General features: G+C 54.8%; 24 protein-coding genes and 1 pseudogene. 13 read left to right on the top strand and 12 right to left on the bottom strand.

The features are described from left to right. Window positions 1-5: 5 nt before the first annotated feature. The 6 genes from rlpA to lipA all read left to right on the top strand — a co-directional run bounded on the left by rlpA (window position 6) and on the right by lipA (window position 6,089). On the top strand, window positions 6-1,235 hold the full coding sequence (gene rlpA / locus AAIE02_RS01835; RefSeq protein ID WP_498531880.1) for an endolytic peptidoglycan transglycosylase RlpA: 1,230 nt from the start codon (window positions 6-8) through the stop codon (window positions 1,233-1,235). 143 nt (window positions 1,236-1,378) lie between these two features. Next, window positions 1,379-2,590 (top strand): D-alanyl-D-alanine carboxypeptidase DacA, encoded by a 1,212-nt coding sequence (gene dacA / locus AAIE02_RS01830; RefSeq protein WP_008456045.1) that lies wholly within the window; start codon window positions 1,379-1,381, stop codon window positions 2,588-2,590. Window positions 2,591-2,699: 109 nt separating this feature from the next. Continuing rightward, a complete protein-coding gene (gene ybeD, locus AAIE02_RS01825) occupies window positions 2,700-2,963 on the top strand; it encodes a DUF493 family protein YbeD (protein WP_008456041.1) in 264 nt (87 codons plus the stop codon). 74 nt (window positions 2,964-3,037) lie between these two features. Further along, window positions 3,038-3,682, top strand: coding sequence for a lipoyl(octanoyl) transferase LipB (gene lipB, locus AAIE02_RS01820; RefSeq protein ID WP_008456039.1), 645 nt, complete (start codon window positions 3,038-3,040; stop codon window positions 3,680-3,682). 245 nt (window positions 3,683-3,927) lie between these two features. Further along, window positions 3,928-4,884 (top strand): YbeF family transcriptional regulator, encoded by a 957-nt coding sequence (locus AAIE02_RS01815; protein ID WP_008456036.1) that lies wholly within the window; start codon window positions 3,928-3,930, stop codon window positions 4,882-4,884. A 239-nt stretch (window positions 4,885-5,123) separates the two neighbouring features. Continuing rightward, window positions 5,124-6,089 carry a lipoyl synthase gene (gene lipA, locus AAIE02_RS01810; RefSeq protein WP_008456035.1) on the top strand — a complete coding sequence of 322 codons (966 nt, stop codon included), beginning with the start codon at window positions 5,124-5,126 and terminating at the stop codon, window positions 6,087-6,089. Window positions 6,090-6,175: 86 nt separating this feature from the next. On the opposite strand, the gene tatE is transcribed toward lipA, so the two are convergent. Further along, the gene (gene tatE, locus AAIE02_RS01805; RefSeq protein ID WP_498531879.1) at window positions 6,176-6,382 is read right to left on the bottom strand and encodes a twin-arginine translocase subunit TatE; all 207 of its coding nucleotides are present in this window, start codon (window positions 6,380-6,382) and stop codon (window positions 6,176-6,178) included. Between the two features lie 129 nt (window positions 6,383-6,511). Then, window positions 6,512-7,300 carry a deaminated glutathione amidase gene (locus tag AAIE02_RS01800; protein ID WP_008456033.1) on the bottom strand — a complete coding sequence of 263 codons (789 nt, stop codon included), beginning with the start codon at window positions 7,298-7,300 and terminating at the stop codon, window positions 6,512-6,514. A gap of 103 nt (window positions 7,301-7,403) precedes the next feature. On the opposite strand from AAIE02_RS01800, the gene crcB reads away from it, so the two are divergent. Beyond that, window positions 7,404-7,787, top strand: coding sequence for a fluoride efflux transporter CrcB (gene crcB, locus AAIE02_RS01795; protein ID WP_166875870.1), 384 nt, complete (start codon window positions 7,404-7,406; stop codon window positions 7,785-7,787). Between the two features lie 215 nt (window positions 7,788-8,002). Here the strand turns inward: crcB and cspE are convergent, their stop codons facing one another. The 7 genes from cspE to AAIE02_RS01760 all read right to left on the bottom strand — a co-directional run bounded on the left by cspE (window position 8,003) and on the right by AAIE02_RS01760 (window position 15,879). Beyond that, the gene (gene cspE, locus AAIE02_RS01790; RefSeq protein ID WP_004100146.1) at window positions 8,003-8,212 is read right to left on the bottom strand and encodes a transcription antiterminator/RNA stability regulator CspE; all 210 of its coding nucleotides are present in this window, start codon (window positions 8,210-8,212) and stop codon (window positions 8,003-8,005) included. Window positions 8,213-8,407: 195 nt separating this feature from the next. Then, a complete protein-coding gene (gene pagP, locus AAIE02_RS01785) occupies window positions 8,408-8,977 on the bottom strand; it encodes a lipid IV(A) palmitoyltransferase PagP (protein WP_166994526.1) in 570 nt (189 codons plus the stop codon). Window positions 8,978-9,174: 197 nt separating this feature from the next. Continuing rightward, window positions 9,175-12,294, bottom strand: coding sequence for an efflux RND transporter permease subunit (locus AAIE02_RS01780; protein ID WP_498531878.1), 3,120 nt, complete (start codon window positions 12,292-12,294; stop codon window positions 9,175-9,177). After that, on the bottom strand, window positions 12,291-13,757 hold the full coding sequence (locus AAIE02_RS01775) for an efflux RND transporter periplasmic adaptor subunit (RefSeq protein ID WP_336982220.1): 1,467 nt from the start codon (window positions 13,755-13,757) through the stop codon (window positions 12,291-12,293). Before AAIE02_RS01775 ends, AAIE02_RS01780 begins: the two co-directional genes overlap by 4 nt. Continuing rightward, window positions 13,754-15,010 (bottom strand): TolC family protein, encoded by a 1,257-nt coding sequence (locus tag AAIE02_RS01770; RefSeq protein ID WP_008456017.1) that lies wholly within the window; start codon window positions 15,008-15,010, stop codon window positions 13,754-13,756. The genes AAIE02_RS01775 and AAIE02_RS01770 overlap by 4 nt, the downstream gene beginning before the upstream one ends. An 11-nt stretch (window positions 15,011-15,021) precedes the next feature. Next, window positions 15,022-15,399, bottom strand: coding sequence for a copper-binding protein (locus tag AAIE02_RS01765; RefSeq protein WP_166994523.1), 378 nt, complete (start codon window positions 15,397-15,399; stop codon window positions 15,022-15,024). A 66-nt stretch (window positions 15,400-15,465) separates the two neighbouring features. After that, on the bottom strand, window positions 15,466-15,879 hold the full coding sequence (locus AAIE02_RS01760; RefSeq protein ID WP_498531877.1) for a DUF2946 domain-containing protein: 414 nt from the start codon (window positions 15,877-15,879) through the stop codon (window positions 15,466-15,468). A gap of 407 nt (window positions 15,880-16,286) precedes the next feature. Between AAIE02_RS01760 and dcuC the strand changes: the two genes are divergently transcribed. The 5 genes from dcuC to rnk all read left to right on the top strand — a co-directional run bounded on the left by dcuC (window position 16,287) and on the right by rnk (window position 21,037). After that, entirely contained in the window at window positions 16,287-17,663 is a 1,377-nt protein-coding gene (gene dcuC / locus AAIE02_RS01755; RefSeq protein WP_008456010.1) for an anaerobic C4-dicarboxylate transporter DcuC, read from the top strand. 87 nt (window positions 17,664-17,750) lie between these two features. Beyond that, complete coding sequence (rna, locus tag AAIE02_RS01750; protein ID WP_498531876.1) at window positions 17,751-18,557, top strand: ribonuclease I; 807 nt, start codon at window positions 17,751-17,753, stop codon at window positions 18,555-18,557. A gap of 91 nt (window positions 18,558-18,648) precedes the next feature. Then, the gene (locus AAIE02_RS01745; protein ID WP_157141387.1) at window positions 18,649-18,807 is read left to right on the top strand and encodes a hypothetical protein; all 159 of its coding nucleotides are present in this window, start codon (window positions 18,649-18,651) and stop codon (window positions 18,805-18,807) included. 281 nt (window positions 18,808-19,088) lie between these two features. After that, window positions 19,089-20,465, top strand: a complete 1,377-nt coding sequence (locus tag AAIE02_RS01740; protein WP_008456007.1) for a GntP family permease — start codon at window positions 19,089-19,091, stop codon at window positions 20,463-20,465. 161 nt (window positions 20,466-20,626) lie between these two features. Next, on the top strand, window positions 20,627-21,037 hold the full coding sequence (gene rnk / locus AAIE02_RS01735; protein ID WP_008456004.1) for a nucleoside diphosphate kinase regulator: 411 nt from the start codon (window positions 20,627-20,629) through the stop codon (window positions 21,035-21,037). 89 nt (window positions 21,038-21,126) lie between these two features. On the opposite strand, the gene AAIE02_RS01730 is transcribed toward rnk, so the two are convergent. Together AAIE02_RS01730 and AAIE02_RS01725 are read right to left on the bottom strand one after the other, a co-directional pair. Then, window positions 21,127-21,963 carry an NlpC/P60 family protein gene (locus tag AAIE02_RS01730; RefSeq protein ID WP_166994522.1) on the bottom strand — a complete coding sequence of 279 codons (837 nt, stop codon included), beginning with the start codon at window positions 21,961-21,963 and terminating at the stop codon, window positions 21,127-21,129. A gap of 17 nt (window positions 21,964-21,980) precedes the next feature. Beyond that, window positions 21,981-22,784, bottom strand: a complete 804-nt coding sequence (locus AAIE02_RS01725) for an OmpA family protein (RefSeq protein WP_336708392.1) — start codon at window positions 22,782-22,784, stop codon at window positions 21,981-21,983. Between AAIE02_RS01725 and AAIE02_RS01720 the strand changes: the two are divergent. Next, window positions 22,783-24,492: pseudogene (locus AAIE02_RS01720) on the top strand (flagellar biosynthesis protein FlhA); the annotation flags it as partial. The gene AAIE02_RS01725 and the pseudogene AAIE02_RS01720 sit on opposite strands and share 2 nt — an antisense overlap. A gap of 91 nt (window positions 24,493-24,583) precedes the next feature. Here AAIE02_RS01720 and AAIE02_RS01715 read toward each other — a convergent pair. Beyond that, window positions 24,584-25,576: a lysozyme inhibitor LprI family protein gene (locus AAIE02_RS01715; protein ID WP_498531875.1), complete on the bottom strand. Its 993-nt coding sequence runs from the start codon at window positions 25,574-25,576 to the stop codon at window positions 24,584-24,586. Window positions 25,577-25,640 lie beyond the last annotated feature (64 nt).

Raw genomic sequence — 25,640 nt, 5'->3', positions numbered from 1 at the left:
GCGCAATGGGTAAGCAAAAACGGTGGGCTGGCGTCTGCATCGCAGCAGCGTTACTGGCAGCATGTTCGTCAAATGATGAGAGTCAGCAGCCGGTTAATCAGGCGCCACAGCCGGCCGTGTGCAACGGTCCAGTCGTGGAAATCAGCGGCGCCGAGCCACGTTACGAGCCGCTGAATACGTCAGTTAACCAGGATTACCAGAACAACGGCAAAAGCTACAAAATTGTTCAGAATCCGGCAAACTTCAGCCAGGCAGGCTTCGCGGCTATCTACGACGCCGAACCGGGCAGCAACCTGACCGCCTCTGGCGAAGCGTTCGATCCTAATGCGCTGACCGCAGCACACCCAACGCTGCCTATTCCAAGCTATGCGCGAATCACTAACCTCGCGAATGGCCGCATGATTGTGGTTCGCATCAACGATCGCGGCCCTTACGGCAACGATCGGGTGATCTCGCTGTCTCGCGCGGCAGCAGACAGGCTGAACACCTCAAACAATACTAAAGTCCGTATCGACCCTATTATCGTTGCACAGGATGGCACCATGTCCGGTCCAGGTACGGCCTGTACGACTATCGCCAAACAGACCTATGCGCTGCCGGCCCGTCCGGATCTTAGCGGCGGCATGGGAAGCGCCTCCTCCCCTGCTCAGCCAGCGGCACCACAGGGCGATGTGCGCGCCATCAGCAACTCGACGCTGCAAAGCGCAGATACCACCGGCGCACCTGTTCAGAGCAGCGGTTTTCTCGGTGCTCCTACGCCACTTGCGGCAGGCGTGATAGAAACACCTGATGCTCCGGCCACGGCTGCAGCAGCCCCCGGGACGCAGCAACCTGTCGCAGCAACAGCAGCACCAGCCGTGGCGCCTACTCCGCCAGTAGCCCCACAGCCAGCGCCGATCGTTGAGCAGCCAGCGCCTGCCGTTTCTGCGCCAGTCACCGCACCTGGTTCAACTCAAGGTCACGTTCAGCGCAGTGTAGCTACAGCAAGCGTACCCGCCAGCAGCGGCCGTTACGTTGTTCAGGTCGGTGCCGTGAGCGACGGCGCACGCGCCAGCCAGTGGCAGCAAAAGTTAAGCCAGCAGTTTGGCGTGCCGGGCGCAGTGTCTCATAACGGCACCGTGTATCGCGTTCAGCTTGGCCCGTTCAGCAGCCGCGCTGAAGCCACCGCCCTGCAGCAGCGCCTGATGTCGGAAGCGCAACAGCAGTCATTTGTGACCAACGCTCCCGCTATGTAAAGCTATGACTGGCCTGTTTCTTGCCCGTAAATTTGTGTAAAGACCATTAACAAACTCACGCGCAAAGTCAGATGCCAGTCAAAAATGCTTTTGCTATAGTAAGGCACTTTTTTTAATTCCATCACGGACGTCGTAGTTCCATCATGAATACAGCTCCTTCTGCACGTTTTGTTAAGCGCCTGGCGCTCACCTCGGCTTTCGCTCTTGCGACTATGGCCTCTGCTCAAGCTGACGACCTCAACATTAAAACTATGATCCCGGGCGTCCCGCAGATTGATGCAGAAGCGTATATCCTGATTGACTACAACTCAGGCAAAGTGCTGGCCGAATCAAATGCTGACGCACGCCGCGACCCGGCCAGCCTCACCAAGATGATGACCAGCTATGTCATTGGCCAGGCGATGAAAGCCGGTAAATTCGACGACAATGCGATGGTCACCATCGGCAAAGATGCCTGGGCCACCGGTAACCCGGTGTTTAAAGGCTCCTCGCTGATGTTCCTGCAGCCGGGTATGCAGGTACCGGTCAACAAACTGGTTCGCGGTATTAACCTGCAGTCAGGTAACGACGCCTGTGTGGCGATGGCCGACTTCGTCGCCGGCAGCCAGGATGCTTTCGTAAGCCTGATGAACGGCTACGTTTCTGCCCTGGGCCTGAAAAACACCCACTTCCAGACCGTGCACGGCCTGGACGCTGAAGGTCAGTACAGCTCCGCGCGTGATATGGCGCTGATCGGCCAGGCGCTGATCCGCGATGTGCCGAACGAATACGCTATCTACAAAGAAAAAGAGTTCACCTTCAACAACATTCGTCAGACCAACCGTAACGGCCTGCTGTGGGATACCAGCCTCAACGTTGACGGCATTAAAACCGGCCACACCGATGCCGCAGGCTATAACCTCGTGGCTTCCGCTACCGAAGGCCAGATGCGCCTGATCTCCGCGGTTCTTGGCGGGCACACTTACAAAGGCCGTGAAACAGAAAGCAAAAAGCTGCTGACCTGGGGCTTCCGCTTCTTTGAAACGGTTTCTCCGCTGAAAGCCGGCAAAGAGTTTGCTTCTGAGCCAGCCTGGTTTGGCGATAACGACCGTGTTTCTCTCGGCGTGGATAAAGACGTTTACCTGACCATTCCTCGCGGCCGCATGAAAGATCTGAAAGCCAGCTACGTGCTGACCACCACTGAACTGCATGCCCCGCTGCAGAAAAACCAGGTTGTGGGCACCATCAACTTCCAGTTGGACGGTAAAACCATCGAGCAGCGTCCGTTAGTTGTGCTGCAGGAGATGCCGGAAGGGAATTTCTTCAGCCGAATCATTGATTACATCAAGCTGATGTTCCACCACTGGTTCGGTTAATTATTGAACACTTGAAAGTGTCGAACCTGACCCCATATACTTAGCATCAAAGCAACTCCCGCCCGCCGGCGGGAGTTATTATTTTTATTGCCGTAACGCTGGAGCTACCATGAAAACCAAACTGAACGAACTGCTCGAATTCCCCACCTCTTTTACTTACAAAGTAATGGGCCTGGCGAAACCGGAGCTGGTTGATCTGGTCGTTGAGGTGGTGCAGCGCCACGCCCCTGGTGACTACACGCCGCAGGTTAAACCGAGCAGCAAAGGGAACTACCACTCAGTTTCTATTACCATCAATGCCACCCACATTGAGCAGGTTGAAACCCTGTATGAAGAATTAGGCAACATCGAAATCGTTCGTATGGTGCTGTAATCTGATAACCCGGCTCAGGCCGGGTTTTAGCTGTGATATACTTCCCGCCACCCTTTTCTCCCGGAGACGTTGTTTTGTCTCAAGACACTATCCTGATCCGCACCCTTGGCCTGCAGCCTTATGAACCTGTCTCGCAGGCAATGCATGACTTTACCGACACCCGTGATGAGACGACGGCCGACGAGATCTGGCTGGTTGAGCATCCTCAGGTTTTCACCCAGGGCCAGGCCGGTAAAGCCGAGCACGTCCTGATGCCGGGCGATATTCCCGTTGTGCAAAGCGATCGCGGCGGCCAGGTGACCTTTCACGGCCCTGGCCAGCAGGTTATGTATTTCCTGCTGAACTTAAAACGACGCAAGCTGGGCGTACGGGAACTGGTCACCATGCTGGAACAGACCGTGGTGAACACGCTGGCAGAATATGATATTGAGGCTTACCCCCGCGCCGACGCGCCGGGCGTGTATGTCGACGGACGCAAAATTTGCTCTCTGGGGCTTCGTATTCGGAGGGGATGTTCCTTCCACGGTCTGGCGTTAAACATCAACATGGATTTATCCCCTTTTCTGCGGATTAACCCCTGCGGCTACGCCGGGCTGGAGATGACCCAGGTCAGCCATTTTGCAGAAGGCATCACCGTAGCGGATATCCAGCCCCGGCTGGTAGAAAACTTTATCTCACTGCTAAACCATCCGCCATACGAATACCGCGAAGTGGAGTAAACGTCAGGCCTGCCTCCCGCAGGCCTGATATTGTCTTTTTATCACTTTTTCACCCATCGGTTATAATCACTAATTGGATAATTCAGCAACGCCATTATTTAAATAATATGACAGCTGGGAATAGCTTCTGAGGCTTAATTTTTCTCATTCGTGCTTGGGTTGGCAAAATAACTATGCTAATTCCCCCAAACGGTCTATTTGTATCTATAAATATAATATTCTTTATTTTTTAGCGGAGACCTGACATGGGGCAAAACCCACTGTCTGAGAAAAAAATCGTGGATCGCGATGGTGAAAACAACTATCCCGTATTCAAGACATTACGCAACATAGATTTAAACTTGCTGACCATTTTTGAAGCTGTCTACATTCATAAAGGCATCGTCAATGCAGCCAGAGTGCTAAATCTCACGCCCTCGGCTATCAGCCAGTCTATCCAAAAGTTGCGCTATATTTTTCCCGATCCTTTATTCATTCGCAAAGGCCAGGGCGTCACGCCGACGGCGTATGCGGCACACCTGCACGAATATATCAGCCAGGGCCTGGAATCCATTCTCGGCGCGTTGGATTTCAACAACAGCAATGACCAGCAGCGCACCATCACCATTGCCACCCAGCCGTCTATTGGGGCTTTAGTTATCCCTAAAGTCTATTCGGCGATCCGCAAGGTCAATCCAAATCTGCTTATTCGCAATGTGCCCATTAACGATGGTGAGTCCCAGCTCAGCCAGTTTCAAACCGATTTGATTATTGACACCAGTCGCCACTATGCACGAACCATCACCAGCGTGCCGCTGTATCAGGAAAGTATCGCCGTGGTCTGCCGGGAAGGTCATCCCTGTCTTGAACAGCGGCTCACTCGCGAAGATCTGCAAAATATGGAGCACACCTTCCTGATCATGCAGGATGATTTGCTGCGCGACCTACGCCAGGAGATCAGCGAGCGGCTGCCCAACAGGCAGATAGCGTTTAGCAGCTACAACTATGTCACCCTGTCTTCATTACTTGGCAGCAGCGATTTGCTGGGCTTCATGCCCTGGCGGCTGTACGAAATGTTCAAAGAGACCTGGAACCTGCGAGCCGTTGACTGCGATCTGTTTGCTGATAAAACAATGGAAACCAGCATGCATTTTAACAAGCTAAGCATCCGGGACACGGTTCTGCAGGAGATAATCAAAGCCATTCACACCGAGTTCGCTTGATCCTCAGTGGTTTTCACCTCTTGCCGGACGTTTCAGAGGTGAACACCATGCCCGTTAACCTCGTATTTAGCACAAAACAACAACCCATTTACAATTCTTTCTCCATTTCACGTTGGGGTATACTGATTCTCCCTGGCCGTGATGATATACTTCCGGCCATTAATTCAAAAATAGTTGATAGATCCTAACTTAGCTTGAATTAGCCTGACTTCATTATCCGCAACTGGAACACGCACCCTATGAGCAAACCCATTGTGATGGAACGCGGCGTTAAATACCGCGACGCCGATAAAATGGCTCTGATCCCGGTTAAAAACGTGGCGACAGAGCGCCAGGAGCTGTTGAGAAAACCAGAATGGATGAAAATCAAACTCCCGTCTGACTCAACCCGTATCCAGGGCATTAAAGCGGCGATGCGCAAAAATGGTCTGCACTCCGTTTGCGAAGAAGCTTCCTGCCCTAACCTCGCTGAATGTTTTAACCACGGCACCGCGACCTTCATGATTTTGGGCGCCATTTGTACCCGCCGCTGCCCATTCTGCGACGTCGCACACGGTCGCCCTGTTGCGCCAGATGCTAACGAGCCTGAAAAACTGGCACAGACCATCGCCGATATGGGTCTGCGTTACGTCGTAATTACCTCCGTTGACCGGGACGATCTTCGCGACGGCGGTGCCCAGCACTTTGCTGACTGCATCCGCGCTATTCGCGAAAAGAACCCGACCATCAAAATCGAGACGCTGGTGCCTGACTTCCGTGGGCGTATGGACCGTGCGCTGGATATTCTGACCGCAACGCCGCCGGACGTGTTCAACCACAACCTGGAAAACGTACCGCGCGTCTACCGCAACGTCCGCCCAGGTGCTGACTACAACTGGTCTCTGAAGCTGCTTGAGCGCTTTAAAGAAGCTCATCCGAATATTCCAACCAAGTCCGGCCTGATGGTGGGCCTGGGTGAAACGAACGAAGAGATCATCGAAGTGATGCGCGACCTGCGTCGTCACGGCGTAACCATGCTGACGCTGGGCCAGTATCTCCAGCCAAGTCGTCACCACTTGCCGGTACAGCGTTACGTTAGCCCGGATGAGTTTGAAGAGATGAAAGCCGAAGCGCTGGCAATGGGCTTCACCCACGCCGCCTGTGGCCCGTTTGTTCGCTCCTCTTACCATGCGGACCTGCAGGCAAAAGGGATGGAAGTGAAGTAAGACTGGTTACATCTTGTTACTTATAAACTGACATTCATAAAAAAACCGGCCATTCTGAGCCGGTTTTTTTATTTTGCCGTCGTCGTTCAGTCTTTATGAACGAGGCGTTGCTCTGCAGCGGCTTCAGCTTCGGTATCGGGCTTTTTGCCATTGTCGTCTTCAGCCATCGCTTTCTTAAAGCCTTTGATGGCAGAACCGAGATCGCCGCCCAGCGTGCGCAGCTTCTTGGTACCAAACAGCAATACGATCAGCGCGCCGACAACCAGCAGCTTAGTAATACTAATCTCTCCCATACCTACCTTCTTTTGTGATGCGTGCCGTGGCAACGGCGAATAAAAGACCTGATTGCATTAACGGACATTTGTCCGCGCGACACAATAGCAATCTGTAACAAGGTGAATCAAGATTTGATTAAAAAAACATCATAACATTTGCGGTGGCGCAAACCGGCGGTTACGCAGCACCGGCAGCATTTGCCTTACGTCCAGCACTCGCTCTGCTGTCATCTCGGCAAAAATCAGCGCAGGCACCTCGGCTGCTGCCGCGACGGTCACGCCCAGCGGGTCAATGATTCGGCTCTGGCCGATATTTTTATTGCCGCACTCCCCGGAAGCAACCATGTAGCAGGTTGAATCCAGCGCGCGAGCGGCGAGCAGTGTCGCCCAGTGAGCCTCTTTATGCGGCCCTTTTAGCCACGCTGCAGGCAAAACCAGCACTTCTGCTCCGCTAAGCGCCAGGCTCAACGCCATGTCAGGAAAACGAAGATCGTAGCAGGTCATCAGCCCGACGTTCATGCCGGCAACCTTAATCAAGGGGGCCAGGCTTGCTCCGGCATCCACCTGCTTAGATTCCTGCACGCTGAAAGCGTCATACAGATGAACCTTCTGGTAGCTCGCCACAATCTCACCGCCACGAATGGCCAGCAAAGTGTTTGCCGCCCGTCCATCACGGGTAGGGACATGCAGCGTTAGCACCGTTGTCATCTCGTTCTTCCGGCTTTCAGCCCGCAGCTGTTGTACATAGCCGTCATCCAGCTTCTGCGCGGACTTGACTGACATATCCGGGTCAGTATCACTCCGGGCTAGCACCGCTTCGGGTAAGACTAACAAATCGGCCTCTTTGGCCGCCGCTTGCGCCATAAGACTGACACAGGTCGTCGCATTTTCCTGCCAGACTGGCCCCACCACAAACTGCCCGACCGCCACCTTCATATTCGCCTCGCCGTTCAAAGGATTAATTACAGCACATTGGGTATAAATCTCCCGACCTGAACGCTACACTTTTCCCATTGTTGATGTTTAATAAGGATTAACCGTGATTCAGATGCTATTCGCCGTCTTTATCGGCGGCGGGATGGGCAGCGTAGCACGCTGGTTTCTTAGTATGAAGTTCAATCCCCTGCATATGGGGATCCCCATCGGGACGCTAATCGCTAACCTGACCGGGGCGTTTATCATCGGCCTTGGGCTGGCGCTGTTCAGCCGCTTCAGCAACGTCGATCCGATGTGGAAGTTGCTGATAACCACCGGTTTCTGCGGCGGCCTGACCACGTTTTCGACGTTTTCTGCGGAAGTGGTTTTGCTGCTGCAGGATGGGCGATTGATGTGGGCCAGCATGAACGTCCTGCTCAACCTGGCCGGCTCGTTTATCATGACCGCGCTCGCATTTTGGCTGGTTTCTCTCTTCGTGACCCAATAAGCCCTGAAGCGTTAATGTTAGCTTAATTTTTCTCTGCCACTATCCCAGTCATATCTTTGGCGGAGCGGGCAATGAAAGAGCAAATAACCGGCTGGGCGAGCGTGCTGATAAGCGTCGTTATCGTTGGGCTGTTTTTGAAAACCTATCTGTTTGCCTAAAATCACAGGCAAAAAAAAACCCGCCTTGGCGGGTTTTTATATTCTACTGGTAATGACTTAGATAGGCATTACGTTTGCAGCAGAAGGGCCTTTGGCACCGTTAGTGATTTCAAACTCAACGCGCTGGCCTTCAGCCAGGGTTTTGAAACCATTGCTCTGGATTGCAGAGAAGTGTACGAACACGTCTTTGCTGCCATCTTCCGGAGTAATGAAGCCGAAGCCTTTGGATTCATTAAACCACTTAACGTTACCTTTAATCTTAGACATCAAAATTACCTTTACATGAAAAAACGACACAAATGCTGTGTCGGGCATCAGTACAACAATTGTGGTGGCTTTTGTCCAGTCCAGAATTGCTAAAAAGTGATAAAAGTCGCTAACTTTTTACTAGCTTGCGCATTACACCTTGTTTTTTAAGGGGTATAAAAACCCTCAATTTTCACCGGCTTCAGGCCGACAAAATCAGAACTGGAAACGCATCCACGCGAAGTAGACGTTACCGTTGTTATAGGTGCCTGGAATGTAGGTCATCTGGAAGGTTGCCGGGCCGTAGCCAATAGACGCCAGCGGCAGCACTACCGGGATTGGGATGTATTTCCAGTTGTCGCGAGCAGTAACCCCGACGGTGTACCCCAACCCTAAATGGAAATTATCATCGCTCAGCGGGCGCCAGGTTTTCTCCCAACCATAGCCGCCGATTGGCTCCCACTTATTGAAGGAGTCCTTGAACGCCATCAAATAGATGCCGTTCCAGTTACCATTTTCATCCCAGCGGGACTGGCCAAAACCTGCACCCCACGGCCGCTCGTTGTAGCGATCCGTTTTTTCTTTGTCATAGGCAAAGCGGGCGTGCCAGGTAATCGCCGGCACGTAAAGATCGTAGTGTTCTGGCTCACTCCAGGTTTCAGACACCTGGCCCGAGAAAGTTTCCCATGCATTGCTGAAAAAGCCGCCTTCCGCAGCAGCAGAAGCGCTCAACCCAAGCGTGCAAACAAAAATCAAAATTGAGAACAGTTTATTTGCGTAAGTCACGTCTTTATTACCATATTAAAATTCGACAGGTACCTTACTGAATTATATCTCAATGAAGGCTAAATCAGCACATGACTTGTAAAGAAAATTGTCCACTGCCTGTTGTCAATACGCTGAATTCCCAAACAGATGTCAGACAACGTTGAATAAAATTGCAAGCCGGAGCGCATAACTATATCCGCTCCGGCGAACAACACTTATTTCCGTTTTTTAATCAGCATATATACCGCAGGGATAACCAGCATCGACAGCAATGGCGCCGTCACCATCCCCCCAATCATCGGGGCGACAATACGTCGCATCACTTCCGATCCAGTCCCGTTGCCCCACATAATCGGCAGTAAACCTGCCATAATAGTGGCCACCGTCATCACCTTTGGCCTGACGCGCAGGACAGCCCCCTCGTGAATGGCGCGCCGCAGCATACCGTCATCCTGTACCTCATCGGCTTTTTGATGCTTAGTCAGTGCCTGGTTTAAATAAAGTACCATGATCACGCCAAATTCAGCGGCAACTCCCGCCAGGGCAATAAAGCCTACGGCTCCGGCCACCGACAGGTTATATCCCAACAGGTAAAGCAGCCACACGCCGCCAATTAGCGAGAACGGTAAAGTCCCCATAATTAATAGCGCATCCTTCACTCGCGAGAAGGTGACATATAACAGTACAAATATGATTAACAAGGTAAAAGGCAGAACAACTTTTAATTTCGCCGTCGCACGTTCCAGGTATTCAAACTGCCCTGACCATGAAAGAGAAACGCCTTCAGGCAATTTCACCTGCTCGGCCACCGCACGCTGCATATCCTCCACGGCGGACTTCAAATCACGGCCACGCAGATCGACATAGATCCAGTTTGAAAGACGCGCATTTTCGCTTTTCAGCATCGGCGGCCCTTCTGTAATCGCAATATTTGCCAGCTCAGAAAGCGCCACCTGGCTGCCGTTGGAGGTAATAACCGGTAAATCACGCAGTTTCTGCAGGTTATCGCGCAGTTCACGCGGGTAGCGCACATTTATTGGGAAACGCTCACGCCCTTCGATAGTTTCACCCATGTTTTCCCCCCCGATAACCGTGGCAACCAGCGACTGCAGTTCTTTAACCGAAACGCCATAGCGCGCCGCTTTACGCCTGTCGATGTCAATGTCCACATAGCGCCCGCCGCCCAGGCGCTCAGCCAACGCGGACGTCACACCCGGCACCTGCTTGACCACATGTTCAATCTGCTCGGCAACCGACTCAATGGCGGCAATATTATTGCCGTTCACCTTTATCCCTACCGGACTTTTAATCCCGGTGGCCAGCATGTCCAGTCGGTTACGAATAGGCGGCACCCACACGTTGGCAATGCCCGGCACCTTCACCACGCTGTCCAGCTCATTCACCAGCTTGTCCATCGTCATTCCCGGCCGCCACTGGTCGCGTGGCTTAAAGCGAATGGTGGTTTCAATCATTGTTAGCGGCGCAGGGTCGGTGGCCGTTTCGGCGCGTCCCGCTTTGCCAAAAACGGTTTCAACTTCCGGCACCGTTTTGATCAGCCGATCGGTCTGCTGCAGCAATCGTCCTGCCTCACGCGCCGAAATACCTGGCAACGTGGAAGGCATATACAGTAAATCCCCCTCATCCAGCGGCGGCATAAATTCGCTGCCCAGTTTGCTCAGCGGCCAAAGCGTGGCGACCAGCAACACACCGGCTACCGCAAGCGTGGTTTTCGGCCTGTCGAGCACCTTTTCCAGTACAGGCTCGTAGGCCGCAATCAGCCAGCGGTTAATCGGGTTGGCCTTTTCATCGGGGATCTTGCCGCGAATAAACCAGCCCATCAGCACCGGTACTAGCGTAATTCCCAGCCCCGCCGCCACCGCCATAGAATAAGTCTTGGTGAAGGCCAGCGGCGAAAACATCCTTCCCTCCTGCGCTTCAAGAGAGAACACCGGGATAAACGACAGGGTAATAATCAGCAGGCTGCAAAATAATGCCGGCCCCACTTCTACCGCCGCCTGCTGGGAAATTTGCCAGTAATCTTCGCTGCGCGGCTGCTCTCCCGGATGATCGTGCCGCCACTGCTCAAGCACTTTGTGCATGTTTTCAATCATTACTATCGCCGCGTCGACCATCGCGCCAATGGCAATTGCTATCCCGCCCAGCGACATGATATTGGCGTTCACGCCCTGGTAATGCATGACGATAAACGCCCCTAAAATCCCCAGCGGCAAAGTAATAATCGCCACCAGCGCAGAGCGGAAGTGGAACAGGAACAGCGAACAAATAATGGCGACCACGATAAACTCTTCCAGCAGCTTGTGGGAGAGCGTTTCAATCGCGCTTTCAATCAGGTGCGAGCGGTCGTACACCGGCACAATTTCAACGCCGGCGGGCAAACTCTTCTGCAGCTGAGCCAGCTTTGCTTTTACCGCGTTAATCGTTTCAAGGGCGTTTTTGCCGTAGCGCATCACGATAATACCGCCCGCGACTTCGCCTTCACCGTTAAACTCCGCCACGCCCCGACGAATTTCAGGCCCAAGCCTCACGGAAGCGACATCGGAAAGCAGCACCGGCACGCCGTCCCGGCTGGTGATAACCACCTGCTTGAAGTCATCCAGATTTTTGAGATAGCCAGAGGTCCGCACCATATACTCGGCTTCGCCCATCTCGATCACCGAACCGCCGCCTTCCTGGTTGGCGCTTTTCACCGCGTTAATGATCTGCTCATGGGTAACATTCAGCGCCTTCATGCGCTCCGGATCGAGCACAATCTGATACTGACGCACCATGCCGCCGACGCTTGCCACCTCAGAGACGTTGGGCACAGTTTTCAACTCAAACGTCAGCGTCCAGTCCTGAAGAGCTCGCAGATCCGCCAGGCTGTGCTTGCCGGTTCTGTCCACCAACGCATATTCGTATACCCAGCCAACCCCGGTAGCATCTGGCCCCAGCGAGGCTTTAGCCTCCGGCGGCAGCTGAGACTGCACCTGGCTCAGGTATTCAAGTACCCTGGAGCGAGCCCAGTAAGGATCGGTCCCATCGTCGAACAGAATGTAGACATAAGAATCGCCAAACATGGAGAAGCCACGCACCGTTTTGGCTCCCGGAACGGACAGCATGGTGGTGGTCAGCGGATAGGTGACCTGATCCTCCACGATTTGTGGCGCTTTGCCCGGGTAGCTGACCCGCACAATCACCTGCACGTCGGAGAGATCCGGCAATGCATCCAGCGGCGCTCTCTGCAGCGACCAAAGCCCCCACGCCGCCATAATGATGGCGGCCAGCACCACCAGCAGACGATTTTTAAGCGACCAGCGAATAACGGCGGCAATCATTTGTGCGCCCCCGCCATCGGCATCAGGTGAGTAATAACGGCCCCTTTTTCATCGTCCATTGTAAAGCTGAACATGACTGCATCACCCGGTTTCAGGCTGGTCGGCGATGTCAGCGCGAAAGGCATCACCATAGCGCCCCAGTTCAGCGCGGGGATAGGATGATGGGCAATAGTAATAGCGTCCGCGCTCACCGCTTTGACCACGCCTTCGCCGTCGTAGGTCTTTGCTGCAGGCGGCGCTTTTGGCTGAGCGTCTGTTTCAGGCAACGCGCTGCGCAGGCTCGCCTCTGAGTCGATAAGGAACTGGCCGGAAGTGACCACTTTCTCGCCCTCATTCAACCCGGAACGAATCTCCACCCAGCCCTTGTCGCTGATGCCCGGCACCACGTTCACCGGGCGGAAATGGCCGCCGTCTTCGGCAACCAGCACCCGGCTTTGGCTTCCGGTTTCAATCAGCGACTCCTCCGGCACGGCCAGAACCGCGGCGCGGGGCTGCTGATTTGCCAGATGCACACTGAGGTACATGCCGGGCTTGAGCTTCATTTGCGGATTATCCAGCACAATGCGCGCCTTCAGCGTGCGGGTGGTGGTTTCGAGGTTCGGCAGCAGTTCGCTTACTCGCCCGTGGAATACCTCTCCAGGCCAGCTGTCGGCGGTCGCCACAATCTCGCTTCCCGGCTGCAATGCCTGAGCCTGAGACTGCGGGTAATCCACCACAATCCAGACGGAATCAAGGCTTGCCACTTCGAACAGCGGGGCATTCGCGGTCACCTGCTGCCCTTCCCGCGCCTCCAGTTTATTTACATACCCGGCAAGCTTTGCGCGAATGGTAACGCGGGTTTGTGGCTTGCCGCTGCGCTCAACCTGGCGAATCACTTCCGTGGGCATAAACTGCAGCTGCAGCCGTTCTCTGGCCGCCGCGGTTAAAGCGCTGTCTCCCAGCTTGCGCACCGCCAGAAACTCCTGCTGTGCGGCGGTCCATTCCGGGAACCACAGCTGCGCCAACGGTTCCCCGGCTTTCACGTACTGCTGAGGGGCTTTGACATACAGCGTTTCCACAATACCGTTAGCGCTGGCCGGGATGATTTGTACGCTGCGTTCGTCCAGCGTTACGGTGGCAAAAGCGGCGAACGGCACGCTCAGAGCCTTGCGCTCAACGGCGGCAGTCTTAATGCCCAGGTTTTGCTGCTGGCGGTTGCTGACCGTCACGCCGCCATCGTTGGCCACTTCATCGGCATAGCGCGGGACCAGCGCCATATCCATAAACGGCGATTTCCCCGGCTTGTCGAACCGCTGACCGGGCACCATAGGATCGTACCAATACAGCACTTTGCGGCCGCTTTCCTGCTGGGGCTGAGCTTCGGCATGTTGGTGAAAGGTTGGCTGCTTCCCGGCGTAATATCCCGCGGCCAGCGCGGCAACAACCGCCCCTGCCAACAGGGAAAAAGTGAGTGATTTTTTCATTGGTTAACATCCTGAGGCGTAAGGTAGCGGATCGCCGCCCAGTTGGTGGCCACGGCTTTTTCCGCACTGCTGGCGGTCAGCTCGGTGTCCAGAAGATCCCGGCGAGCGGCCAGCAGCTCAGTCAGAGAGGATTGTCCGGCGCGGTACTGCGACGCCAGCAGAGACAGGCGTTGGCGCTGAAGCGGTAAAGCCTGATCCTGCTGCCGCTGCCAGACGCTTTGCGCAGCCTGGTAATTAGCCACCAGCGAGTGAACCAGCGCAACACGCTCCCGACGAGCCAGTGCCAGTTGATCGTTCGCTTCCATCGCACGGGAAACGTCGGCAGAGTAATCTTTATCCTGCCGCTGAGGCTTAAACAGAGGCAGATCGACGGTGAACATCACGCCCGCCATATCGTCATAACCTTCAGCGCGGCGTCCGTAATACACCTCAATCCCAACATCAGGTTTAGCGGCTACGGCGGACTGGGCTGATTTCGCACGAGCAACGTCGGCTTCACGGGCGGCTTCAATCACCTCCGGATGCTGCATCACGCCTTCTTCAAGCACTGCCGGATCGGCCGGTAACCGCTGGTAGCGGGGCAATGTCCCCACCACGCTATCGACCGTCTGCCCGGTCAGTTGCAGAAGCCGGGTCTGCGCCAGGGTGACATCCCGCTCGGCAAGCGTGACTTTGTCCTGCATGGAGAGCAGCGTCATACGAATATCTACCACGCCGGAAGCGGGCGAGCTGCCGCTGGCCACGGTGGCTTTCTGGACGCCAATCTGCCGCTCGGTTTCGCTCACCAGCTTACGGGCAGCCGTCAGCACTCGCTCAGATAAAGCAAGATCCAGCCACGCCTGCGCGGTATCGCGCTGAAGGTTGGCGCGAATCACCTCCGCTTTGGCCTGGCTACTGGCCGACTGCGCCAGAATAGTGTCCGCTTTACGGTCGCGTTTATCTTCGCTGACGTAGTCCTGCATGATGCCGATACGCTGCATGGTCATGCCGTCACGGCTAAAGCGATGGTTATTACTTCCCCCCACCGGCACGTTTTCGATACCAAACTTCAGCTTTGGATCGGGCAATTGCCGAGCAGAGTCAGCCATGGCGTTCAGCGCATCGCTCTGATTACGGTTGGCGGATAGCGCCGCAGAATAGTGCTCGGCGGCCAGCAGAGTCTGTTGCAGGCTGAGCTCCGCCGCCTGAGCGGCGGAGACAGACGTAGCCAACAGCACTCCACCAAGCCAGAGGCTCAGGGTGTGTTGTTTCATAGCAACCTCGGTTAGTTAAGCGGGGTTGCGGAAGCCAGCTGATACCCGGCCGCATGCTGGGTGAAAGAGAAGGCAATCTTCTCCCCCACCTTAAACGCCGGCAGCGAACCGTCTTTCGGCAAAGTGAACGTCATCGTCATGGCTGGCCAGCCAAGCTCGGCGACGGGATGATGGGCAATAGACACGCTATCGGCGGTGATGGTCTTCACCACGCCTTCGGTTTTGTAGACCTTGATCGCCGAAGTCGCATCAGAAGACATCGTCATGCCAGGCATGTCAGACATCCCCTTCATAGAGGACATATCGTGGGAAGTTTCAGCGGAAAAAGCAGGGAAAGCGGCAACAACAAGCAGCGCACCGGCCGCAGCAGAACGAATAGCGTTAAACATGATTTATCTCCAAAACACAGTCAAAAAGGGAATGGGCAAAGCCCCAAAACATTGACGGTGCTGGAGTTATTCTCTAAAGCGGCAAAAACGAATGGTTGCCGGAGGTCCTGTTGCGGGAGGGGTAACATAAGGGGCGGATTCAACGACCGTTGAACACTGAGGCTCAACCAGCGCAAGGGTATCTGCAACCGGTAACGCCACCAGCGAGCTGTGCCCGTTGTCTTTTTGCATTACGTCAGGCACGCAGTGTTTTTCACACAGCGGGTTACTGAGTTTCGCCTGCATCGCCTTGTCAGGCATCTGCATGGTGTCGGCATGCGGGGCTACCATGGGGCCAGCGGTCATATCAACCGGGCAATCGTAGGACGCTATCGCCACCTGACTGTTGACAAAAAACCAGCCCAACGCCAACAGCAGCATCAAAAGATGCTTCCTGATAAAGCGCCAGCGGCTTGTCGACCAGAGGGAGGTGTGCAGCATAAAAACCCCGACATAAAAGAGATCGGCAGTATAGGCGGCAGCCTGTCGCGTTTTAAAGTTTTTTTTAACTGGTTTACGAAAAAGCCATTCGTTAACAATCAGGCAAAACAATCATTGTTTTTACATAACCGATCGTCGGTTATACCGCCAAAACTCGCACAATTTTTATGCCTTATTTTTTATCGACCACGTCGATAAATGTAATGCAGCCAACAAAAGCTTTGCCTAAAGTTGATCCGTTGCAACGAAAGTTGACGCTTATCAGAAACTCCAAACGGGTTCTGAGGCAAATTCTTAGCCCTTTACAGTCGCCTGTAAAAAATCACTATTTTAATTTCTGAGAGAAAACCACTTACAGCCGCAAGCGTAAGGACGCCGAAGAGCGCCTTAGCGTATCAGGGGATATCATGCTTACCATTCTGGAACTTATTATCGGGGTCGTGGTGATTGTGGGCGTTGCCCGCTACATCATCAAAGGCTATTCCGCCACCGGCGTGCTGTTCGTCGGCGGGTTATTGTTACTTATCGTCAGCGCGTTGATGGGGCATAAAGTGTTGCCCGCCAGCGCGGAAAGCACCGGCTACACCGCCACGGACATCTTTGAATACGTCAAAATCCTGCTGATGAGCCGTGGCGGCGATCTTGGCATGATGATCATGATGCTCTGCGGGTTTGCCGCCTACATGACCCATATCGGCGCCAACGATGTGGTGGTCAAACTGGCCTCTAAGCCGCTGAAATTCATCAACTCGCCTTACTTACTGATGATTGCCGCCTACTTCGTCGCCTGCCTGATGTCGCTGGCGGTCTCTTCCGCAACCGGGCTTGGGGTGCTGTTAATGGCTACGCTGTTCCCGGTCATGGTCAATGTCGGTATCAGCCGCGGAGCTGCCGCAGCCATTTGCGCTTCTCCGGCGGCGATTATTCTGGCTCCAACGTCCGGAGACGTGGTGCTGGCCGCTCAGGCTTCTGAAATGTCGCTGGTCGACTTTGCCTTTAAAACGACCATTCCTATCTCCATCGCCGCCATCATCAGCATGGCCATCGCGCATTTCTTCTGGCAGCGCTATCTCGACAAGAAAGAGCACATCAACCACGAAATGCTGGACGTGAGTGAAATTCAGACTTCCGCGCCCGCTTTCTACGCCATCCTGCCGTTTACGCCGATTGTCGGGGTACTGATTTTCGACGGCAAATGGGGCCCGCAGCTGCATATCATTACTATCCTGGTGATATGTATTCTGATTGCCGCGCTGATTGAGTTTTTCCGCAGCTTCAATACGCAGCACGTCTTCTCCGGGATGGAAGTTTGCTATCGCGGCATGGCAGACGCCTTTGCCAACGTGGTGATGCTGCTGGTTGCCGCCGGCGTTTTTGCCCAGGGCTTAAGCACCATCGGCTTTATTCAAAGCCTGATCTCCATTGCCACCTCGTTTGGTTCCGCAAGCATTATTCTGATGCTGGTGCTGGTGGTGCTGACCATGCTGGCGGCCATGACCACCGGCTCCGGTAACGCACCGTTCTATGCCTTCGTCGAAATGATCCCGAAACTGGCTCACTCTTCCGGGATTAACCCGGCATACCTGACCATTCCGATGCTGCAGGCTTCCAACCTGGGCCGCACCATTTCTCCAGTTTCCGGCGTGGTAGTGGCCGTTGCCGGGATGGCAAAAATCTCACCTTTCGAGGTGGTGAAGCGTACCTCTGTGCCGGTCGCCGTCGGTCTTATTGTGGTGATTATCGCCACGGAGATTCTGGTTCCTGCTGCAGCGATCGTTCACTAACCCGCAGCCATCATTGTTTCAAGCGCCTGCATCAGGCGCTTTTTTTATGCCTATAATAAGCCCGCCTCCAGGACAGATAAGAGAATAATGATGAATTTCACACCGCGACATTTACTGCTTTGCACGCCGCTTTTACTTAGTCCACTTGCGTTTGCCGACGCCCTGCAGCCCAGCCAGTACGGGGATTTTGATCGCTACGTGCTGGCGCTCTCCTGGCAAACCGGCTTCTGTCAGAGCATGCACGACCGCAATCGCAACGAACCCGCGGAGTGTAAAGCCCAGCAGGAACAGGCGGATAAAAGTGCCTTCCTGACCGTTCACGGCCTCTGGCCCGGTCTGCCAAAATCTGTCGCGTCACGCGGCGTCGATGAAAAACGCTGGATGCGCTACGGCTGCGCCACTCGCCCGGTGCCGAATATGGCCGAAGCCAGGGCTTCAAACAAATGCGCCGCGCCGGATACCGGGCTTTCCGTTGAAATGACCTCAAAGCTGGCGGGCGTGATGCCCGGCGCCGGGGAGCAATCCTGCCTGGAGCGCTACGAATACGCCAAGCACGGCGTTTGCTTTGGCTTTAACCCCGACGATTACTTCGGCACGATGGTGCGCCTGAATGGAGAAGTGAAACACAGCGCTTTTGGCCAGTTCCTGGCTCAGCACTACGGCCAGGTGGTGACGCGTAAGGCGTTTAACCAAGCCGTGAAGCAAACCTGGGGCAGCGATGCGGTGAATGCTATCAAGCTAACCTGTGACGGTAATCCCGCCTACCTCACGGAAATGCAGATCTCCCTGCTGGCAGACAAGATTAACCAACCGCTGCAAACTGCCTCCTTTGCCCCGCAAAAACACCCCGGCAACTGCGGGAAGAGCTTCCGCCTGGACGCAGTTGGCTACTGACAGAATAAATACTGAAGTCAAAAATTAATCGCATCACTATTTGTTCCGGTTTTTTGGTTATAGCCTTCAGGTAACGAACCTGGAGGTGACCATGAACAGAACAAAACGGTACTTACTGCAGCTAAGGGCGCAGTTCGAGCGTGAAGGCAGCCAGCAAAAACTGCTGGGGTTTATCTGGCTCTCGCCGCAGCAGCGCTATGAAATTCTCAAAGAGCTCTTGTTGCCGATAGCGGAACACCCTGCTCGTTAAAAGCCGCCGGGCCCCGTGCTACACGGTGGCCCCCGCAGTATTTCGCTCCCTGATGGTGTAAGTCAGGCGCGTGTCAGACTTTTCCCAGCCAAACAATTCCCCCGCTCACCTTTCGCACTGATTATTTTGATTGTTTGAACTTCGTCCCAGAATGTTAACAAACATTACAGAGTTCATTTACAGGCAACCGGATGTTACCGATATCATGTTACCGGTATCAGCATCACCCAATAACACGCTTTTGGTGCATTCATCTGAGAATTTGCCACTGGGGAAATAAAATGACCGAAATAACAACAAGTTTAGGCGCAGGAAGCCTGCTGGGTATTGCCGCCTGTTCCGTCGTGCTCCTGCTCGTATTGATCATGCGCTTTCGCGTACATGCCTTCCTGGCGCTGACCCTGGTCAGCGTCATTGTGGCACTCGTCACAGGCGTGCCGTTCGACAAAATTGTACCCACGATCCTGGGTGGCTTTGGCAGCACCCTGGCAGGCGTCGCTTTATTAGTTGGACTCGGCGCCATGATTGGCCGCCTGTTGGAAATTTCCGGCGGCGCAAAGGTGCTGGCGGACACCCTGGTTGGGACCTTTGGCGCTCACCGGGCACCTTTTGCCCTTGGCGTCGCGTCACTGCTTTTTGGCTTCCCGATCTTCTTTGACGCGGGTCTGGTGGTGATGCTGCCGATCATCTTCAGCGTCGCCAAGCAATTCGGCGGCTCAACGCTGAAATATGCGCTCCCGGCGGCCGGTGCTTTTGCGGTGATGCACGCGCTTCTGCCGCCGCATCCAGGCCCGGTGGCCGCCAGCGAACTGCTGGGGGCGAACATCGGTCTGCTGGTTGTGGTAGGGCTGATTATCGCCATCCCGACCTGGTATCTCGGGGCCTATCTCTTCGGGCTGTATGCCGGGAAGAAATTCGATATTCCTCTGCCGAGTTCTTTCCTCGGTAAAGTCGAAGTGGATCAGAATCACCAGCCGCCGTCATTCGGCATGGTCATGACAATTTTACTGATGCCGCTGGTGCTGATCTTCCTCGATACCGGCCTCAACACCGCCACTGTGCTCGGCTGGGTCAGCGCCGACAATACGCTGGTGAACTTCTTGCGCATGCTGGGCAAAACGCCTATTGCGCTGCTGATTACCGTCTTTTTTGCCCTGATGGTCTTCAGCGGCAAACATAGCCGCCAGCATCTTGAAAAGGTATGTGACGGCGCACTCGGCCCGATTTGCGGCATTATCCTGGTGACCGGAGCGGGCGGTATGTTCGGCGGCGTGCTACGCGCAAGCGGCATTGGTGACGCGCTGGCTGGCGTCCTCTCAGACACCGGCATGCCGGTTATCGTTGCCGCCTTTGTTATCTCGACTGCGCTTCGCGTTGCTCAAGGGTCAGCCACCGTTGCCCTGACTACTACCGCCGCGCTGGTCTCACCGATGGTCGAAGCCACCACGGGCCTGAGCCAGTTTGACCTGTGCTTTATCGTTATCGCGATTGCCGGGGGCGCTACCGTCCTGTCTCACGTGAATGACTCCGGCTTCTGGCTGGTGGGGCGTTTCCTGGAAATGGATGAGAAAACGACGCTGAAAACCTGGACCGTGATGGAAACGCTGATCGGCACCATCGCCTTCCTGCTGGCGGCGCTGGGGAGCGTGATTCTGTAAGGGACTCGGGGGAAGCCAAAATGTGACTGATCTCGCTTTCAACTCCGGGCTAAGCTCAGTATCATCGGTCCTACGTGAACAACCCTCGCCGGTTTCGGTGGGGGTTTTTCTTTGTACGATTTCAGCACATGAGTGCCCTGCTTTTTTACACGGAGAGAACTATGTCCAGACCTGCCATCATCATTAACGAACTAGACGCCGAACGCCTTGACCGCCTGCTGGAACAGCCGCAGTACGCCAAAGCCCCGGTGGCAGAGGCGCTCAACGCCGAACTGGATCGCGCGGAGATGTGCAGCCCGGAGAAGATGCCGTCGGATGTGGTGTCCATGAACAGCCGCGTAGAGTTTCGCGATTTAAGCACTCAGGAAGTCCACGTACGCACGCTGGTTTACCCGGCGAACCTGACCGACAGCGATAACCAGCTTTCTGTTATGGCTCCAGTCGGTGCCGCGCTGCTCGGCCTGCGGGTTGGCGATAGTATCAACTGGACGTTGCCAAACGGCAGTCAGACTCACCTTGAAGTGCTCGCTTTGCACTACCAGCCTGAATCTGCCGGTGAATTTCACCGCTAATTCAATTCGCGGCGGCGGTCTCTCTTTCGGGAGGGACGGCTTCTTATCCTCTCCCTAAAAGGGAGAGGGCCGGGGTGAGGGGTCTGACCTCACAGAACCGCCTCCTCGGTCAAAATACGCTTCGCCCCCAGGTAATGATCCTGCCAGTAATTGTCTGCCAGTTGGCTGATGCGGATATTCAGCCCGGTTCTGGGCGCCTCGATAAACTGCCCTTCTCCCAAATAAACCCCGACGTGATCGGCGCGATCCTGGCTTTTGATACTGAAAAACACCAGATCGCCACGCTGAAGCTGGCGCTGACTTATTCGCTTTAATCGCCGATCCTGAAACATACCGTTGGCGGTACGCGGCAGCTTTTGGCTAAGCAGCTTGTTATAGGCGTAATAGATTAGCCCGCTGCAGTCGAAGCCCTGCTCGGGCGTCTGTCCACCCCAGACATAGGGTTTGCCCAACTGTTGCTTGAGCCGCGCTATCACTTTGTGGAGAGTGGCTTCCACACGCGGGCTTACCATCTCAGCCATAAGCGCTTCGGTCGCCAACGGCCACAGACCTTCTGAGCCCCCCATCAGCCCAGGACGCCAGCGAGTGTGCATGGCGAGCTGCTCACGGTTCAGGGCACGAGCGACCAGTTTTTCAGCAGCCTGACGCTTTTTCTGTTCGGGCGTAGGCGGGACAACTGCAAGGCGATTTTTGGCACGGGTAAGCAGCCTTGCACGATTTTTCATCCGTTCACGGGCTTCTTTACTCTGCGGCTGCGCGATCTGTGTGCGCTTCACGCTTGCTTTAGACTTTTTCGCGGGTGAAGCCCAGGCCTGGGACGAAAACAGGACGAATAGCAGCAGAAAAAAAAATCCCGCCCTACGCCGGGAGAGTTCGGACGCAGGCGAAAAAGTGGAGACAATTGAGGTGGAAATAGACATAAGCAACACAAATACCTGAAAACTTAGCGTGCCGCGGAGGGCTGCTGCGCCACGCGCTCGGCCAGCGGCTTAAGCACTTTTTCGCCATGCTGACCAAAGAATTGATACAGCGAAGCGCTAGCGGAATGGGTCAACACCATGATTTCAATACGGCGGTTGGCCGAACTGAGCGGATGGTCAGGATCGAGCAACATCTGGTCAGCCATCCCGCTAACCTGCAGCACTTTTCCGGTATCCAGCCCGCCCTTCGCCAGCGCTTTGCGCGCCTGCATGGCACGCTCGCCGGAAAGGTTCCAGTTGTTGTAAAGCTCCTGGTCACGAAAACGCGTCGCATCGGTGTGTCCGGTAATAATAATTTTGTTGTCAATGGCGTTCAGCGCCGTAGCAAACTCCGTCAGCAGGCGGTTAAAAAAGGGAGTCAGAATGGCGCTGCTGCGCTGGAACATTTCTCGTTTTTGATCATCCTGCACCAGAATACGCAGCCCCTGCGGCACGATCTCGATTTGCAGATTAGACTGCGCCTCATAGGCTGAAGTGATCTTCATGATCACCCGGGCCAAATCTTCAATTTCCTGCTCTGAGCGGCGGTTCACGTCTTCCAGACTTTCCCCATGGCTTGCCGCATTGGTCAATGCCTGTAGCGCAGCAACATCCTGCTGAATAGCCTGGCTGGCATCATCCGGCTTTGGCTTCCCGGCCAGAACAGTAACGCTGCCTCCGGAGCCGTTTAGCTGGGTAATCGGCATCCCGGACATGCCGTCAAACAGCGAGTCGCTGTTAAGCAAAGAGACAATCTCTTTCCGCTCTTCTTCGGTGACCGCCCCCATAATTAACTTCGTGGTGGTCACCAAAGGCGCAGAACGTATTTCTGAAGTGTCCGCCCGCTTTACCCTTGACGCCCTGCCCGGCAAACAGATGGCGATCGATGCCGACCTGAATGCCGGATTAATTAATCAGCAACAGGCCAAAACCCGGCGTAAAGACGTTGCCAACGAAGCCGATTTCTACGGCGCGATGGACGGGGCCTCAAAGTTCGTGCGCGGCGACGCCATTGCCGGGATCATGGTGCTTATCATCAACGTGATCGGCGGGATTTGTATTGGTATTTTTAAATACGATCTTGATGCCAGCCACGCCTTCCAGCAGTACGTGTTGCTGACGATTGGTGATGGCCTGGTCGCGCAGATCCCATCCCTGCTGCTGGCGACTGCGGCCGCTATTATCGTGACCCGAGTAAGCGACGACGCCGACGTTAGCCACGAAATTAAAACGCAATTGCTCGCCCGCCCGAACGTACTTTATACCGCTGCGTTCGTGATGTTTATTCTGGCCATCGTGCCGGGTATGCCGCATATCGCCTTCCTGAGCTTTACCGCTCTGCTGCTGTTTGCCGCCTGGCGGCAGAGCAAAGTGGTACAGCCTGCGCAGCAGCAGGATGATGACATTCTGGCGATTCAGGAGGCGCTCAGCCCCGACACGGAACCTACCGTCAGTTGGGACAGCATTCCGCTGGTCGAGCCGATTGGTCTGAACCTTGGCTACAAGCTGGTTTCGCTGGTGGATACGGCCAAAGGCAGCCCGCTTTCGCAGCGTATTCGAGGGGCGCGACAGGTTATCTCTGAGACCTGCGGCGTGCTGTTGCCAGAGATCCGCATCCGTGAGAACTTCCGCCTCAAACCCGCCCAGTACGCCATCCACATCAATGGTATTCGAGTGGCGCTGGGGGAAGTGAACTCGGAAAAACTGATGGCGATCCCCGGCAGCGAACTGTACGGCGAGATTGACGGCGTGCTGGATACCGATCCGGCTTACGGCATGGCTATCGTCTGGATTGATCCCGACCAAAAAGCGCGGGCGTTAAATCTTGGCTATCAGGTGGTGGATTGCGCCAGCGTGGTGGCCACGCACGTCAACAAAGTGGCGCGCCAGCATTTGCCCGATCTGTTTAATTATGACGATATCACGCATCTCCATGCGCGCCTGGCGCTGCAGGCTCCCAAGCTTGCGGAAGACTTAAATGCTGCGCTGAATTTCAGCCAGTTGCTGAAAGTGTACCGGCAGCTTCTGCTGGAACAGGTGTCGCTGAAAGACATTGTCACCATTGCCGCCACGCTGCTGGAAAGCGCCGCGGTGACCAAAGATCCGCAGCTGCTGTGTGCCGATGTGCGTTACGCCCTGCGGCGCGCTATTTTGCATAACATCAACGGCGACCGCGGTCAGCTTGCCGCCTACACCATGGATAACGAGCTGGAAAACCTGCTGCTGAACGCCCTGAATCAGGCCCAACAGGCCGGGAAAGTGGCACTGGACAGCTTCCCGGTTGACCCCAATATTCTGTCGCAGCTGCAAAATACCATGCCGATGATTTACGAGCAGATGAGGGCGAAAAGCCTGCCGCCTTTGCTGCTGGTTACCCCACAGCTTCGCCCGATTCTGGCGCGCTATGGCCGCCTGTTTAGCACCGGGCTGCATGTGTTGTCTTATAACGAGGTGCCGGACGACAGTGATTTGAAGATTGTCGGGACATTGGCGTGATTTCCCCCTCACCCCGGCCCTCTCCCTTCCAGGGTGAGGGTAACGACCTGAAGCGACGTTAAGTTTGAAAGAAGTGGCGGCTTGAGCAAAGCTACTTATCTAAAAACCGCAGCTTCCAGCCCCGGATAGTGCGCGGCAGCGGGTCTGCCTCATTGCTCTTCGAGCGGTAAAACTTGGCTTCCTGCCCCCCTTTTTTACCCGGCGACGTTCGCGCCGCCCACATTTTACCTTCCGGGGTGTACATGATAATTGCCGTATGGCGATTGGCTTCACCCCGTACCCACATGGCAATCACCTTCGCGCCAATATTGTCTATATCATCCTGATAGATATAGACATTTGCGGCATCCACAAAATTCTGGTAGTCATTGCCCACCATCTCTCTGAAGCGATTGTCGGTTTCAACATCCGGGAATATACCAATGGACAGCAACGTGGCTTTCGGACGTGGGTCCTTGGCGCTTTTCACATAGCGTCCGTCAACAAATACCCCCACCGGCATCGACAATTTACAGCCCCATTCGCCATTACTGTGCACCTGGACCGAGCCATTCTGCCTCGGGATAAGCAGCAGTTTACAGTTACTGGTGCTTTGTACTTTCTCCACTATCACCATGCCGTATATTTTCTGGGCCTCTGCTGTGAAGTCGTCATGGTTTATGCCAGCCCAGGCTCTGATATCAAGGGTTAATGACCATTCTGCATTACGGCTAAAGGTTAATTTGCCCCCGCTTCGATTAGCTGCCGTGATGTTCCACCATGTACCCTGCCAGTCAAAGCCCTCTTTCACCCCGGAAATTCGGCTGATGCCTTCATAGTAGGCTCGTTCAATACAGCCGTCGGTGGTACAGTTTTCAAGCGATTTTTCCCACTCAAGATAGTCTTTATGCACCTGCGCGCCATTACCCTTCACCAGCATAGAGCGATAAATGGCGCCCATCGTGCTGTCCAGCCAGTGCAGGGTGTCGTTATTGCAGATGGTGTTTTCCAGCGGCCTGGCCGCTCGCTGGCAATCAACCGCCAGCGCGTTTCCGGTATAAAAACCCAGCATTAATAATAGAGAGGGAATAATTCGCTTGAGCATATTTAAGAGAAAATTCTGAAAGAGAAGCGACTATTCTGACCAGAATATATGCGGTTTGCAATCT

The sequence above is a fragment of the Cedecea sp. Ae19-4 genome (genome assembly GCF_059801165.1).
Note: the sequence above shows the minus strand (reverse complement) of the source record. Positions and strands in the feature narration are given on the sequence as shown.

What these genes read in the sequence shown, in the direction of transcription:
- AAIE02_RS01745 (WP_157141387.1), top strand. Translation starts at nt 18,649, where the DNA reads ATGAACAGAACAAAACGGTACTTACTGCAGCTAAGGGCGCAGTTCGAG.
- AAIE02_RS01725 (WP_336708392.1), bottom strand. Translation starts at nt 22,784, where the DNA reads ATGGGGGCGGTCACCGAAGAAGAGCGGAAAGAGATTGTCTCTTTGCTT.
- rnk (WP_008456004.1), top strand. Translation starts at nt 20,627, where the DNA reads ATGTCCAGACCTGCCATCATCATTAACGAACTAGACGCCGAACGCCTT.
- tatE (WP_498531879.1), bottom strand. Translation starts at nt 6,382, where the DNA reads ATGGGAGAGATTAGTATTACTAAGCTGCTGGTTGTCGGCGCGCTGATC.
- dcuC (WP_008456010.1), top strand. Translation starts at nt 16,287, where the DNA reads ATGCTTACCATTCTGGAACTTATTATCGGGGTCGTGGTGATTGTGGGC.
- rna (WP_498531876.1), top strand. Translation starts at nt 17,751, where the DNA reads ATGATGAATTTCACACCGCGACATTTACTGCTTTGCACGCCGCTTTTA.
- cspE (WP_004100146.1), bottom strand. Translation starts at nt 8,212, where the DNA reads ATGTCTAAGATTAAAGGTAACGTTAAGTGGTTTAATGAATCCAAAGGC.
- AAIE02_RS01780 (WP_498531878.1), bottom strand. Translation starts at nt 12,294, where the DNA reads ATGATTGCCGCCGTTATTCGCTGGTCGCTTAAAAATCGTCTGCTGGTG.
- AAIE02_RS01800 (WP_008456033.1), bottom strand. Translation starts at nt 7,300, where the DNA reads ATGAAGGTGGCGGTCGGGCAGTTTGTGGTGGGGCCAGTCTGGCAGGAA.
- AAIE02_RS01775 (WP_336982220.1), bottom strand. Translation starts at nt 13,757, where the DNA reads ATGAAAAAATCACTCACTTTTTCCCTGTTGGCAGGGGCGGTTGTTGCC.
- AAIE02_RS01815 (WP_008456036.1), top strand. Translation starts at nt 3,928, where the DNA reads ATGGGGCAAAACCCACTGTCTGAGAAAAAAATCGTGGATCGCGATGGT.
- AAIE02_RS01740 (WP_008456007.1), top strand. Translation starts at nt 19,089, where the DNA reads ATGACCGAAATAACAACAAGTTTAGGCGCAGGAAGCCTGCTGGGTATT.
- AAIE02_RS01760 (WP_498531877.1), bottom strand. Translation starts at nt 15,879, where the DNA reads ATGCTGCACACCTCCCTCTGGTCGACAAGCCGCTGGCGCTTTATCAGG.
- rlpA (WP_498531880.1), top strand. Translation starts at nt 6, where the DNA reads ATGGGTAAGCAAAAACGGTGGGCTGGCGTCTGCATCGCAGCAGCGTTA.
- AAIE02_RS01770 (WP_008456017.1), bottom strand. Translation starts at nt 15,010, where the DNA reads ATGAAACAACACACCCTGAGCCTCTGGCTTGGTGGAGTGCTGTTGGCT.
- AAIE02_RS01765 (WP_166994523.1), bottom strand. Translation starts at nt 15,399, where the DNA reads ATGTTTAACGCTATTCGTTCTGCTGCGGCCGGTGCGCTGCTTGTTGTT.
- AAIE02_RS01715 (WP_498531875.1), bottom strand. Translation starts at nt 25,576, where the DNA reads ATGCTCAAGCGAATTATTCCCTCTCTATTATTAATGCTGGGTTTTTAT.
- lipA (WP_008456035.1), top strand. Translation starts at nt 5,124, where the DNA reads ATGAGCAAACCCATTGTGATGGAACGCGGCGTTAAATACCGCGACGCC.
- ybeD (WP_008456041.1), top strand. Translation starts at nt 2,700, where the DNA reads ATGAAAACCAAACTGAACGAACTGCTCGAATTCCCCACCTCTTTTACT.
- dacA (WP_008456045.1), top strand. Translation starts at nt 1,379, where the DNA reads ATGAATACAGCTCCTTCTGCACGTTTTGTTAAGCGCCTGGCGCTCACC.